This is a genomic window from Paenibacillus sp. S28 (assembly GCF_016624415.1).
GTDB lineage: Bacteria > Bacillota > Bacilli > Paenibacillales > Paenibacillaceae > Paenibacillus_AQ > Paenibacillus_AQ favisporus.
In genome coordinates this window covers 267,307-280,699 of the sequence record NZ_JACVTM010000008.1, presented here as the reverse complement: position 1 = coordinate 280,699, position 13,393 = coordinate 267,307, and the positions used below count along the sequence as shown (strand labels likewise).

10 protein-coding genes are annotated in these 13,393 nt (G+C 52.0%); all 10 read right to left on the bottom strand.

Annotation, left to right across the window (positions count from 1 at the left end; all coding sequences use genetic code 11):
• Window positions 1-6: 6 nt before the first annotated feature.
• From IAE55_RS20550 to IAE55_RS20505, 10 genes are read right to left on the bottom strand one after another with little or no spacing between them, the layout of a single operon-like run.
• Window positions 7-1,392, bottom strand: a complete 1,386-nt coding sequence (locus IAE55_RS20550) for an O-antigen ligase family protein (protein ID WP_200633760.1) — start codon at window positions 1,390-1,392, stop codon at window positions 7-9.
• Complete coding sequence (locus IAE55_RS20545; RefSeq protein WP_200633759.1) at window positions 1,389-2,675, bottom strand: hypothetical protein; 1,287 nt, start codon at window positions 2,673-2,675, stop codon at window positions 1,389-1,391. The genes IAE55_RS20550 and IAE55_RS20545 overlap by 4 nt, the downstream gene beginning before the upstream one ends.
• Window positions 2,676-2,698: 23 nt before the next feature.
• Entirely contained in the window at window positions 2,699-3,793 is a 1,095-nt protein-coding gene (locus IAE55_RS20540) for a glycosyltransferase (RefSeq protein WP_200633758.1), read from the bottom strand.
• Window positions 3,705-5,030, bottom strand: coding sequence for a hypothetical protein (locus tag IAE55_RS20535; RefSeq protein WP_200633757.1), 1,326 nt, complete (start codon window positions 5,028-5,030; stop codon window positions 3,705-3,707). Before IAE55_RS20535 ends, IAE55_RS20540 begins: the two co-directional genes overlap by 89 nt.
• Window positions 5,027-6,139: a GNAT family N-acetyltransferase gene (locus IAE55_RS20530; RefSeq protein WP_200633756.1), complete on the bottom strand. Its 1,113-nt coding sequence runs from the start codon at window positions 6,137-6,139 to the stop codon at window positions 5,027-5,029. Before IAE55_RS20530 ends, IAE55_RS20535 begins: the two co-directional genes overlap by 4 nt.
• Before the next feature lie 25 nt (window positions 6,140-6,164).
• The gene (locus IAE55_RS20525) at window positions 6,165-7,283 is read right to left on the bottom strand and encodes a GNAT family N-acetyltransferase (protein ID WP_200633755.1); all 1,119 of its coding nucleotides are present in this window, start codon (window positions 7,281-7,283) and stop codon (window positions 6,165-6,167) included.
• Entirely contained in the window at window positions 7,280-8,770 is a 1,491-nt protein-coding gene (locus IAE55_RS20520) for a lipopolysaccharide biosynthesis protein (protein ID WP_200633754.1), read from the bottom strand. The genes IAE55_RS20525 and IAE55_RS20520 overlap by 4 nt, the downstream gene beginning before the upstream one ends.
• On the bottom strand, window positions 8,757-9,872 hold the full coding sequence (locus IAE55_RS20515) for a glycosyltransferase family 4 protein (RefSeq protein ID WP_200633753.1): 1,116 nt from the start codon (window positions 9,870-9,872) through the stop codon (window positions 8,757-8,759). Before IAE55_RS20515 ends, IAE55_RS20520 begins: the two co-directional genes overlap by 14 nt.
• On the bottom strand, window positions 9,869-11,218 hold the full coding sequence (locus IAE55_RS20510) for a phenylacetate--CoA ligase family protein (protein WP_200633752.1): 1,350 nt from the start codon (window positions 11,216-11,218) through the stop codon (window positions 9,869-9,871). The genes IAE55_RS20515 and IAE55_RS20510 overlap by 4 nt, the downstream gene beginning before the upstream one ends.
• Window positions 11,209-13,386 (bottom strand): bi-domain-containing oxidoreductase, encoded by a 2,178-nt coding sequence (locus IAE55_RS20505; protein ID WP_200633751.1) that lies wholly within the window; start codon window positions 13,384-13,386, stop codon window positions 11,209-11,211. The genes IAE55_RS20510 and IAE55_RS20505 overlap by 10 nt, the downstream gene beginning before the upstream one ends.
• Window positions 13,387-13,393: the final 7 nt, after the last annotated feature.

Below are 13,393 nucleotides of genomic sequence, written 5' to 3'. Positions count from 1 at the left end.
TGATGGTTATACCCCCTCGTTCACTAGCATTATATTGGCGGCCGGATTTCTTTGATTCGGGCAGTTTGACGCCTCCATTGGTCCATTTTGTCTGCGGTTGATGCCCCTCCTGGCAAAAACGAAGCCGAAGGCGATGATAAAAAAGGTATACACGCAGAGGCTGTAATATTGATTCGGATTAAAATTGGCGACGATAAAATTTCCGATAAACAAACAAAGTGGAAACCACCTCTCCCCTTTATACAAGCGAAGGCTCCACAAGAAGAGCAAGACGTATGTGGTGAAAAATAGAATCCCGCCAATCGTTCCGAGTTCTACAAAGGCATTCAAAAACTGGGAGTGCAGGGCGATGTCGTTAACCCCATGATGAATCTGCATATACGGGATATATTGACCTGCGCCAAGGCCGATTCCCATGTGCTCCTTCATGATCCCAAACGCTTCGTAAAACTGGACAAAACGGTGCGATTCGGTATTGCCCCGGTCGAGAAACAAGATCTGATTCAGCTGGTCGAAATACATCTGATAGATGATCAACCCGGCCAAAGCCGTAAACATCACAATACCGAGCTTCTTCAGAAGCTGATACTGCACGCCGATTTTACCGGTAAGTAAAAAGACCAGGAACTGCACGCACACCGACAAGTAACCGATCCTTGTGAATGTAAGGAATAAAAAGAGCAGATTCAGGAGAAGTGCGGCCGCACCGAAAAACGTTCTCTTGTTCAGAAAATACATCAATAGGACCGGAAACAACACCGCTGCCAGGTTCCCTGCGCCGTTGCTTGCCCCGACAAACCCGACGACCCGCTTCGCGACCTTGACGCCTTCATAGTAATTGATCGAATCTTCGGCTGCGAACAGCAAATATGAACGGTTCGTAACATATTGAAGAATGCCGAGCAGGGAGTTGGCCAGGGAATAGACGACGATGAGCTGCAGCAGCCAAGAAGCGTTCAGCTGCATCCTTGCCAACATATACAGCAGGGATGCCATCAGGAGTATATTTACATACACATTCAGATGATACACGTACAGTCCAAACTCGTAGATTTCCGAAACAAACCCTTGGAATACGAGCACCAGCAGAAGGAGCACGATGAAGATGGATACGGTCTGCAGTCTGGCGAGGCCGGAACTATCGTTTCCCAAGCGATGAATTCGCATGCGGAGCATGAGATGCACTGTCAGGGACAAATCCGCTGCCATCAAGACGAAAAAAGTCAGATCCACGTGAACGTCACGGAAGCCTGCACTCAGTTGAATCCCGCTGACCGCGGCCAGAAGCACCATGCCGATGGCCAGTGCGATCATCCCTTTTGCCGGAATAATGTGGACCGCTACCAGAAAGCCTAATACCAGAACGGGAATGATAAGCAAGAGCACCATCATGGCAACGGTCTCGGGGCCCGAAAAGTCCGTTCCCCTTGTGCGACCCGGCTGATATCCCCAATAAAATCAAGCAGGCTTTGGGCCTGCCGGCTTCTGGAATACCTTCCCCGATCCGAAAAGTCATAGTGACCGTCGATCACTCTGTTCATCCCCGAAGCCACTGCTTCTGCATCATGGGCACAGCATTCGCCATAACGCCCGTCCACGAGGGAGATCAGCTCCGGATCCCGGGTGACCGCCAGGATAGGCTTGCATGCCCCGATATATTCGAAGGTCTTTCCCGGAATCGCATAATCACTCCCCCGAGGGTGCGTGAGGATCACGGCAATATCGGCCTCCTTCAGACGCTGGACTGCCTTCTCGTGATCCATGCTGCCGAGTACCCGGACATTCACCCCGATGCCGGTAAGGTCTACGCTGTGAAGGTCCTCATACGCCTGCTGATCGAGCAGTCCGATCAAATCGAAGCGGATCCGTACGCCGGAATGCAGGTGATACGCCCGGAGACCCTCAATCAAACTTTTCAAATTTCTTCCTTTATAAATAGATCCGAGATGAACCAGACTCAATGACTCGGGCGGTCCGCTTGTAAAAGGCAGGTACCGGCAGTCTGTGAATTGCGTATCGTCAAAACCGTTTTTGATCAGCACTACTGGAATTCTGTCCGTACCGGATTGATAATGACGCAGAATCCCTTGAGAGACGGCCACTACACCGTCAGCCAGCCTGGCCAGCTTCGCCTCCGCGAGGCGGTAAGTCAGGCGGGGATGGCCTTCGCCGATGCTGTGATTAATAATGTCGCGAATTTCAATAATCGCCGGAACCCCGGGGCACTTGGCCTTAATGTAGTCCAGAATATAAAGACCGTAAACGTCAGGCACCGTGACAAACACCGCCTGGATCTCTTGCTGCTCCATAAGTTGATCCAGCTGCCTGAACAAGGCGGGATTGATTCGGACGAATTTGAACCGGCTGTACCTGTAATTTCTCCAGGCCGACAATACCCACTTGTTCCGCAGCAGTTTCTCTGCCCGATCTTTCAAAGGATGCTTGCGGACGGCGTTCTCGCCGTCCTTCAATGTCTGGGTGAACGAGCTGACCGGCGATGCGTACGCCAAGTGGATATTGGAGAACCGGCTTGGCCGGGCTCCGTGCTTGCCGTCGCTGATCACGACCAGCCGGTATTGCTCTTGAAAGTGGCGCATTAGCCCCTCAAACCGGACCGACGCCACTACTGGTTCTCCCTCTGTATAATCGGAAATGACGATCATGGTGTTCTTCATCCTCTGTTTACCTCCCGCACACGTTATCCTAACAGCTGACGGTATCCTTCCACCGTTTTCTCCGCCGCCTTCTCCCAAGTATAATGAGCAGCAATTCTACGCTGAAGCTGCTCATTTCCGGGCGATTGGAAAGCCTGCATGACGGCACGCTGAATACTCTCGACACTGCCCGGTTCACAGTAGAAGGCGTCATCCCGGAAGTATTCCCGAGTCGTTCCCCTCGTCGTCGCAACGATATTGCAACCGCTGACAGCCGCTTCCAGGGAAACAAGCCCGGGCGTGTCGTACCAGCTGGGTAGAACATGAACTTTGGCTCTTCGGTACCATGCTTTTAAATCATCATGTTCCATTTCGGGAACGATCTGCACGTTGCTGTTTCCAATGGCTTTTTTCATTGCGTCAAAATATTTCTGCTGCGTTCTGTGCGCCGTTCCTGCAAGCACCAGCTTGTAAGGAAGGCCGCGAAACGCCTTGATCAGGTTCAGCTGATTTTTGCGCGGCTCGAACCGGCCGACGCAGAGCACCAGATCCCGATCCGGCAGCGGCTCACACCAAAACAAACCGGCGTCAATGGCATTCGGCACAACCAGATATCGGATCGGTTTGCCGGGCTTCAGCACGTTCTGGATGAGCTCAATCTCGCCTTCTCCATTGGGAAGCAGAAGATCGACCTGATCGAGAATGTCCCTTTGCAGACGGGTGTATCCCCGGCGGATCAACTGCTTTGTGCCTTCGTGCTTCTCGCCGTCGAGGTAGTACCTGTACAAAGCTCTGATTTTTTCCATTCCATCGTAATCGATCAGCCGGTTGATCATCCTCCTCAATCCGAATTGGCCCTGCTTCTCAAACTCGGGGCTCCGCCAATAGATCGTAGATAGAACCGTTTTTTTGTTTTGGGCTTTGGCATTTTGCACGAACAGGCTTGTTTCCTGCGGACGGAGTAAATTGAAAATATGGATCAGGTCGTAACCCGATACGTCCACCGATGGATCGCTGTTAATATCAATCCGGATGTCCGGATATTTCTGTTCAATAAACTCTTTGGTCTTGACGATTTGGACGGTGTCCCCGCCTTTTCGGGTGAACAGATTGAATCTTGTCTGGAACAGCACCTTCACTGGCTCTTCCCCTTTCCGGGCTCTCCTCGCCCAATGGTGTCATGACGGTATACTCTCCCGGGAGCACCGGAATATTAACGACGCCGTTTACAGCCTGCACCGATGTTCCATCGGGTAGCCGCAGCCGGAAGGAAGGCAGATCCCGGGACCTGAGCGACAATTTCCGTCCCCGGTGTTCCATTTCATGCCTTAGCTTAAAACGGCCGTCCTCCATATGTTCGATGACGGAATGGTCTCTGGCATTCACGTAATCCGCCAGCTCCGAACCGGTGCAGTACCAGACATTTTTGCCCTTCAAATAGCTGAACAGCTGGATCAGGCTCGCACTGTCGTCGAAAATGTTGGGACTCTGCCTTTTACCGTCATCACGCGAAGGGGCGATATGCTCCTGGATGCTGATAACCAATTGGTGCTCCATAAGCGCATCCACGCTGCGCAGCTTCTGCCGGATATAGGTCTTCCTGAGCATACGCTTCACCGCTCCTTTAGGGGACCGGACCGATCCGAACGCACCGTTCAGCAGCGCGCCATTCACGGTGGATGGAATGTCAATAACTCCGCGGCTCCCAAAACGCTTGATATCGTAATTGGTCAGGGGATCGGGGTCCGTCCCGAAAGTCGGATCGGAGATGCCGGACTCCAATCCGCGGTTCCAGTATCTGCACCACCAGGTGAAGCCGGAGCTGTTAATACTTTCGTCGGAAAATTCGTTGCTGGTATATCCGCAGTATTTTCCCCCTAGAGGTCTTGCGCCCGCCGCATCTTCAAAGATGTGCAATCCCTCACCTATACGTTGCAGGGCCTCGTCCAGACTGCCGAAAGAAGCCCATTCCTGGCGGAAATCCGCAGCAAGCCTTCCAGGAACTCCATGAGTTGTTCCATGATATGCGAGCTCGTAGTTCGGATGGTGGTGAATGAACCTAAAAAACGCCCTGCTGTCTTCCGTCGCATTGATGGGTTCGGAAACCATGGTTAGCTGAGGTTCAATCACCATCCCCACTCTGCAGCCGACCGGAACAAAAAAGGTCACCTTTACGTCCGGATATTCGCGTAATATCCGCTCCTCCAAAAAGCGGAACGAGGATTGGTCTTCATTTCTGAAAAAACCCCAATCCTCGCCCCATTCCACTTTTCCGTTGTTATTCGTATCCACCCAGGCGTTCGCCAGATCATCAATCATGAACAATACCGGCGAAGCCGCACCGTTATACCATTTGCACAGTTCGATTCGCATCATTTTGTCTCCTTACCGATAATCCTGCGCTCCCGTTTCCCCTCGAACAAGGATTTGATTTGTTCCTTGTTGACTTGCAGTAAACTAAGTGCCCTTAGCAGGCTGCTGCGCCGGTCCCGTTTGACCAAGCGGTATTGGTAATGGATTCTGGCCGAGTCAGACCAATAAAATTTGTATTCCTGCACGCCATGCATAAAATCGATCTCCCTAATGCCCTCACGAGAATAGTGTTTCATCATCCGGTTGACCAGGATGAGACCGACGCCGTACTCGGCGTAAGCCTTAGAGAACGCGGTCAAATACATATATACCTTACTGTTATAGCGAACCGTCATCCAGGCCGAAGCCATGCATCCTTCCACTTCCAGATAAGAGAAGTTAACCCGGTCCGTACCCTGGTATTTTGATATGATGTCCCGATAGAAGGCCATCATCTTATTTTCATGAAACATGCTGTCCGTCCACCTCTGCTTGTGCAGCGCCGTGAAACGATCCCAGACAGCGGAATCAAACGGTGCATCAATCACGATTCGTGCTTCGCGGTCCCGATGAAGTTTTCGCTCTTTCCGTTCAATCGCCTTGATTCGGCTGTTCTCCAGCTTGTGCGGGTTGTACAGTTTCAAATTGATATAAGGAGCCACGGATCTCGGCCTTATGTACAGCTCTGCCCAGTCTCCGAAAGCCTGGCCCAGCAGCCCAGCCACTGGATGATGGGCGTGAAGATTGTATAAGTCCATACAATCCCATTCGTGCCGGTGCTCCCGTAAACACTCCGATATTTCCTTCATCATCCTGGCGTAATTATACTCCTTATGTAATAGGATGCTTCCGGATTCACCGGTTCCATGTATGATAAAGCGAAGGGATCTCATTCGCATCCCATGCCATTTTTGCCCTAGGATATACAGCGGTGCAATCGCAATGCATTGGTCCCGATCGGTTATGGCCACAATAAACAGCTCCTGATCCGGTTTGTACAAATGCCGTATGTACGCCTCCAGCCACTCCCAGGTATCATACACCTCGGCAGCTTCCATATGGTTCACGAGCTCCCGCCAGCGCCCTTCCCATGCCGGAAGCTCTTCTCTGCTTCGAATCACCTGCGCCTTCATGCTAATTCACTCCATCTTCATTGGCTTAGTGGGCGTTTCTGATTTGCTTGACGGCCCGAAGAAGCTCCCGGTAACGTACCAGCATGCGTAGCAGCCTCGATTGGCGGCTGGACTCGTTCCACATGGCGAAGGTATAGCTGACTGAAAACTGGTTTGTCCAGCGGAATTTCCAGGGATAGGTACCGGCACCAAAGTCAATCTGGTCGGCCCGGTCATCCTCAAAGAGACTTCGGATCATTTCCATCAAGAGCACGTCGGAAATACCATGGTAATGGGAAAATTTCGGCGAATAACCGGTGTTCCATCCATACAAAACCCCTTGATATAGGTAACAGCATTTATAAATGATGATTTCACCGTCTCCCGACTCCAGGTAAAACAACAAAATGTGGTCGTTATCCTCAAATAAGCGCCGAAGAAACCGCTCCATACGTTTATCCTCGAACAGGCTGCGGCGTTCCTTCCTCCCCTTCATTTCCTGTAGATACTTTTTTTCCATTTGATGCACGTGGGCAATTTGTTCATAGATGTCCCGGGTTTGGCCACCGCTAACGCAGCGGAATCTGTATCCCGTTTCCCTGAGCAGCTTGATGCGCTTATGTTTCATTTTGGTATCGACCATTTCATTTTCAAATTGTTCATACGAGTCAAATCCGTCGCGATTGATCCTCGAACAGGAGGTCAGATATTCGGTATATTGGCTGTACCGGTCGTGCCGCAGCAAATAGCGCAGCAGCTTGGTATCCATCTGCAAATGTGTCAGCTCGATTTTGTCCCATTTGGAGGAATGCTGCTCGATGGTACGGAACAGCTCCTTCATTAGAATGGAAGATTTGAACCGGCTGGAATCGGTGATAAAGCTGAAATAATCGCCTTTCCCCAAAAAACACAGCACGTTGCACTTAGCGATCTTTTTATCGATTTGCCGGATCATGAGAGGGGCGATCGCGACGAGCTCCCGATCCCGGTAATGACAGACGATGAACAGCTCCTTGCCTGGGTCCTGACCAAAAGTCAGCCACCACGTATAATTAAATTCAAAGGTACTGTAATACGTTGCATCCGGATCAATTTTCGTCAGCTTCTCCCAATCTTCACGGAGTTTGAGAAAACCGTCCGTGTCAATCACAATTTTGGTCATCATGTTTCAGACTGAACCCCTTCCATGATGATGGTTTCGGATCTGCGCCGTACAAACCTGCGCCAATCCCCCATCAGCTCTTTGCGGGTCATAAACTTAAAAAGCATGCTCAAAACGATGAATCCGGTAATGAGCAGCGTATTCAGCGCAATTTCAACCCAAATGGCATCCACAAACGGCATGTAGGCCCTGTAAATACCATATATCGGCAAGTAGATGATCAGGTATTTGTAGGGAAACCAGACACCGAGATGGAGCGGATAATATTTGGAACCGTAATGATGAAAAACGATGTTGGTCACCGCGTAGGAGATCACCGTTGCCAGGGCCGAGCCGTATATCCCGAACCATGGTATCAAAACGATATTGCATGCGACATTCAGTACGGCGGCCAGCATCGTGATCAAATAATTGATCCGCATTTTGTTCGCGATGTGCAGGCCAAGGGAGTAAAATGCGATGCTCCCTGACAGGAAGTAAGAAAATGAAATGATGGGAATGACATCGGCCGCCGCCTCATAATTCCCGGGGGCGACCAGTTGAACCGCCACATTGGCAAACAGGGACAGGCCGAGAACGCACAGCCAGCCGAGAAAATTATACATGCGGAACATGCCGCGAATCTTCTCCGCTCCGTCCGCCTCCTTATAAGCCCTGAATTTAAATGCCGTAAACACGGACATAAACGGATTGATAAAAACCGGGTTCATCAGCATGCCAATCTTATAGCCGATCGAGTACACCGCAACCGAAGAAAGATTCATATATCCCTTTATCAGGAACCGGTCGCTCAGTCCGAGCACCCAAGCCGAAATATCCCCAAGCAGCAGGCCGGTCCCGTAATTCAGCATCCGGCGAAGCGGTTCAGGACGGAGCATAAACCGGAAACGCCGGATATTAACGCAGAATAGTACGGCGAGGACTAGCGCGTTGGCTAACAACTGTGCCCGCAAAATGCCGATCACGCCCATGTCCAGCCGAATAAACAGAAGCAAGACAAACAGCAGCGTTAAGATGAGGACTGCAAACGGAATGCTGCTTGACCGCAGCGCTTTAAACTGCATGGAGTAGTAACTGGAGTAGATCAAGTTCAGGCAGCTGAAGACCGAAATCATGACTACATAAGGAATGTACTGGCTAGCAGTGTCCGCCTGCCCGAAAATCAGGCCGGACACCCACGGGCTAACGCCCCAAGCCGCCGCGATACAGAGGCCGCCCCATAGCAACCCGAACGTAAGCGCGGTGTTCCGAAGCCCTTCTTTATCGTCGAACTCGTTAAAAAAGCGGATCATACCCGAGTGGACGCCGAGAGCGATCATCAGAGACAGCAGCATCTGCATGCTGAGGATCAAATCGTACTGGCCGTACATTTCCTGTGATAAGTGATGGGTATATAAAGGAATCAACAGCAGATTGACGAGCTGGGTCATCAGGGAAGATGCAAAGTAGACAAACCCGCTCGACAACATTTTCCGGCTATCCGTTGACATGCGGGATCACTTGGCTTTCTTCTGGAATGTCCTTCACAATCCTGCGGTACCATTCAATCAGATCCGGGCCGTAGTCAACGGGCTTCAACTTTGCGGTCTCTTCTTTATACGACCTGTAGCGGTTCATGATATCCAGAACTTTATCCGTCAGCTCACCGACGTTTCCGGAGCTGAACAGTACGGTCCCCTCCGGCCGCCTGCACACGTTACTTGCGACCGCGGGGATCTGAAACCGCAGCGCTTCGGCTATGGAAACGCCGTATCCGTCCGTAAGGGTCGGCCGGATGAATAAATGGCTTTTCTTCAAGATCGGGTACAGCTCGGTTTGCTCAGCCTCATACCAGGAGAAGGAGTCGTCCAGTCCATATCCACGGACCCTGTTCCGCAATTGTTCATAGTAAAGACGCTCTTCGGCGCTCTGTCCGGCAGATCCCAGGACGGCGAACAGGCAGCGCACCGCGAGTCCCCGAGACTTCAGCTCCCGCATCACCTCGATAAGAAGATTCACGCCGTACGCATCCCCTTCGGGAAGCTGCCGAATAAATCCGTTAGCGCTGATCACAAACCCCCTACCGTCCAGGAAAGCATGCACCTCCGCGGGAATGGCCCGAGCATCCTCCTCACGGTCTTCAGGATGGATGTAAGCCGGTATCGTCTTGACTCGATCAGAATGGAATCCCTGATCCAGAAGCATCTGCGTAGTCGCTGGATTGACGCATACAATCCCGTTTAGAGACTTCAAGCTGCGAAGCAGCATGCGCCTCATGAGCGGGCTCGACTCCTTCAGCTGCTGGGCCAGGCTTTCGCCGTGAACGGTCAGCATGATTTTTTTGCCAAGCAGCCTGTATACTCCCAAGAGCAGCCGCAGGCGCTTATCAATCGTATGAAAATGAATCAAATCACCCTGGATAAAAGGAATCTGCAGCAAAAAACGTCTATAGCTCAACATCGGCACTACATTCAAGCTGTCTCCCCGGTGACCGGACTCATTGTAAACAATGCACTCCATGCCCTGGCGTTGCAGCAGCCGGGACAACCTGCGGATATGGACGGAGATTCCGCCGATTGGGGGAGGCAGCGGCCCAACAATGACAATTTTCATAACGTCACCTGTCCCTCTCCGATCCGGACCTCGACATTCTTGAACTTGCCCGTTGCCGACCTTGGAATATAAGTCACGATCGAGCTTGTAAAATGCATAGCTGGAGTAAACAGAGATTGAAGCTTGCCGATCATCATAGCGATGTCCGGGCGTACAGCTTCCTCGGGCAGACTCGATTCGACGAGGATCTCGATGTGGTCGTAGTTGTGCTGGATCAGCTTGCATGCACTGAAGGTCGTCGTCCCCCTCAAGGCGATGGCCATCAGCGGAGAGGGAAGCATGTCGCCATTAGGCTTATACATGATCTCTCCCATCCTTCCGTCGATCGTATCGATCACCGGAAACAGATGATCTGCCCCGCTGCGCGGCTCTTCGATCAGCGGCGACGCCGCATCGGTCAGTTCATACCGGATGAGAGGCATCACGTCATTCAGCAGCGAGGTTCCGATGATGGCACCGTTATCCGGGTTCTGCTCTACATAGCTGTACAAGGGGAGAAAATAGTAGGCTCTCGTCTCATCCAGCCATCCGGCGAGGGCGGCCTTTTCGGTCTGACCGTAGTGGGCAAACAGCTGCGCTTCATGAAATACGTTGTGTATAAAATGAACCTGATAATCATGAACCATTTCGCAGGCGAGCAGGATGGCTTTGGGCTTCACTTCATGCTGCTTCCCGGCCTGAACGGCCAGTTTTGCAAACAAGGCGATGGCCGATGGAAAGCCATACAGGTACCGATACCCCGTATCCCGGATGGCCTGTACGATTTCCGGCACATTTCGCTCATGGATCGCCGTCGTATTGATTTTAAGCGTTCGGGAATACCTATCCAGCCGGTATACCTGATGATCCGGCAATGCTCCCCTAAACTCCACGCGTCCCTCGCCGGGCTTATAACCGACCCTTGCCCATAGAAAGCAGATGGCCGCCCATTCCCTTTGCTCCACCGTACGATTTGAATACAGTGTCAAGGAGACTCCCGTCGTCCCGCTCGTTCCAAGCTTCTTCAGCTTCCGCCCGCGGCAGCGGTTGACGATCATATCCTCTCCGTGGCTGCGGATGTCTTCCTTGCGGATCACCGGTATCCGGGCGATATCACCTGCATCTTGGAGCATGGACGGATGGAATCCCTGCTTGTCGTATAACTGCTTATAGAACACCGTCTCTTCATAGGCGAGCGTTACCATTCGCTTTAGTGTTTCCAACTGGGCGGCGCGGATCTCTCCGGGGCTCATTTGCATCGTCTGCTCGAACTTGTGCAGCCACAGATGAAATTCCCTGCCGACATTCACGTATCGGTACGGTAAATAGGACAAAATGCGCTTTGCAACCTCTCTGGTCATCCCCATTGGCTATTCATTCCCCCGGTTAAAAATCCCTCTACCTCCAGCGCCATGTTCGTGGCCTGCACCTGCTGCCACAGCGGTATCGGCCAGGTTCCGCCTTTCTGGATTGCATGGGCGAATCGCTCCAACGCTTCCCGCTGTCCCTTGTCGCTGATCTTGGTCTCCAGTCCTTTGGAACGGCTGCCGGCAACCACCAATTTCCGGTAGTCGTCCAAAAAAATGTTCTTCCCATCCACGTAGATGTCCATCTGTTCTTTGGCATATTCCTTGGAACCTAATGATGTATAGGTGACGGAAGCCACGGACCCGTCGGCAAAATGAAACGTAGCCACGAAATTATCGGTATGCGAATAATAGTTCGTCGCCGGCTTCAAATGATTCACCTGGGTATCAATCACCCGACTGCCTGTCAAATAAGTAAACAAATCATAAATATGGCAGCATTCGCCCCGGTTACGGCCGCCGCCTTCTTCCGTCTGCGTCCAATGATCCAGAGGTAGATAGCCGGCGTTCATGCGGTAATTGATTATCATCGGATTGCTCCGGTCATGAACTATTTCCTTGATGCGTGAGCCGTATTTGGAGAATCTCCGGTTAAAACCGGTCATCAAAAGCGGCGCAGATTGTCCCGCCTCTTCGTGTTCCTGATAAAACTGCTTGATGAACAGCAGCTCATCTGCCGTCAATGCCAGAGGCTTCTCTACAAACACATGCTTGCCTGCCATCAAAGCATCAAGCACCATCGGACCATGTGTGTCGTGACGGGTTGTAATCAGTACGGCGTCTATATCGGGATCTTCCAGGATCACCGGGAGACTGGTGGCTGCATAAACTGCTCCGAATTGCCTAGCCGTCGCGGCAGCGTTATGACCTGTCTGGCTCATCACTGCTTGAAGCGTAAACTGATCGGACAGCGACTTCAGATTGGGCAAATGCATGGTTTTCGCAAAGTCGCCCGCTCCTACCAGCCCCACTCGGATCCGCACTTGTTTCCGCTTCGGCGGCTGAACCTCAGGTTGAATGATCACCTTATAGATAGGATTCACACTGGCGGCATTTTTCGGGTATGACAGAAGCACCATCATCGGTTTGGTATTCTGCTGGATATATGCATAGGCTTCAGGTGCCTCATCTAGCCGGTATACCCGGGAGATCAGCGGTTTAACGGCTACTCGCTCTTCAGTCAGCAACTTCAGGTATTCGCCCATGTTGCGGTTCTCAGTCCACCGGACATAGCCGACAGGGTAATCCCTGCCCTTCTCCTCATAGTTGCGGTCATACCTTCCGGGTCCATAGGAAGTGGAAATATAGAAGTCCAGCTCCTTCTCATAGATATCAGCACGGTTGATCTGAAGACCGACGTCGCCGACCACGACAACCCTGCCTTTTTTTCGGGTCATCTTGAACGCCTCTGAGAGGATCGTACTGGATTTGGCCGCCGCCGTAATGATGACGCCATCCGCGCCGACGCCATCTGTCAATCGATGTACCATATCAATTGCGCTGCCTCCAGACGGATCAATTGCATCGTCCAAGCCGAGTTGACGTGCTAGTGCGATCCGGCCCGGATCTAGGTCTGTTCCAATGACACGGCAGCCGCTTGTTTTCAGAAATTGAACTGTCAGCTGGCCAAGTATGCCCAGACCGATGACGACAAAGGTTTCTCCCAATGTCGGCTGAGCTCTACGCACGCCTTGCATGGCAATGGCACCCAGCGTTACTGTGCTTGCCTCAGCCAGGTTCAGCCCGTCTGGGACCGGCACCACCAAATTCCTCGGTACACGAATGATCTCCGCGTGATGGGCAAATTGCGCTCCGGCACACGCCACCCGGTCGCCCGGTTTAAAATCCGTGACTTCTTCACCCACCTCAATGACTGTACCAGCAGCAGAATAACCTGTCGGTTCAGCTGTGCCGACTTTGACCTGGAGCAAGGCCCGTGTGCGGGATATTCCTTGCGCGGCTATCATCCGCACCACCTTCTTCACCTTTTCAGGCTGCTGCACCGCACGCTTCCAGAGAGGAACGCCGCTTGAACGCAGTCCGCTGATTTCGGTTCCGCTCGAAATGCAGGAGTGGTCAACCCTCACCAGAACGGTCCCTTTCAGCACCACCGGCTCCGGAATGTTCTCCACCACCGCTTCCCCCTGTTTGATTAACACTTGATTCATACTATTC

Coding starts and splice junctions, on each gene's coding strand:
- IAE55_RS20550 (WP_200633760.1), bottom strand. CDS start 1,392: ATGATGGTGCTCTTGCTTATCATTCCCGTTCTGGTATTAGGCTTTCTG.
- IAE55_RS20545 (WP_200633759.1), bottom strand. CDS start 2,675: ATGAAGAACACCATGATCGTCATTTCCGATTATACAGAGGGAGAACCA.
- IAE55_RS20535 (WP_200633757.1), bottom strand. CDS start 5,030: ATGATGCGAATCGAACTGTGCAAATGGTATAACGGTGCGGCTTCGCCG.
- IAE55_RS20530 (WP_200633756.1), bottom strand. CDS start 6,139: ATGAAGGCGCAGGTGATTCGAAGCAGAGAAGAGCTTCCGGCATGGGAA.
- IAE55_RS20525 (WP_200633755.1), bottom strand. CDS start 7,283: ATGATGACCAAAATTGTGATTGACACGGACGGTTTTCTCAAACTCCGT.
- IAE55_RS20520 (WP_200633754.1), bottom strand. CDS start 8,770: ATGTCAACGGATAGCCGGAAAATGTTGTCGAGCGGGTTTGTCTACTTT.
- IAE55_RS20515 (WP_200633753.1), bottom strand. CDS start 9,872: ATGAAAATTGTCATTGTTGGGCCGCTGCCTCCCCCAATCGGCGGAATC.
- IAE55_RS20510 (WP_200633752.1), bottom strand. CDS start 11,218: ATGGGGATGACCAGAGAGGTTGCAAAGCGCATTTTGTCCTATTTACCG.
- IAE55_RS20505 (WP_200633751.1), bottom strand. CDS start 13,386: ATGAATCAAGTGTTAATCAAACAGGGGGAAGCGGTGGTGGAGAACATT.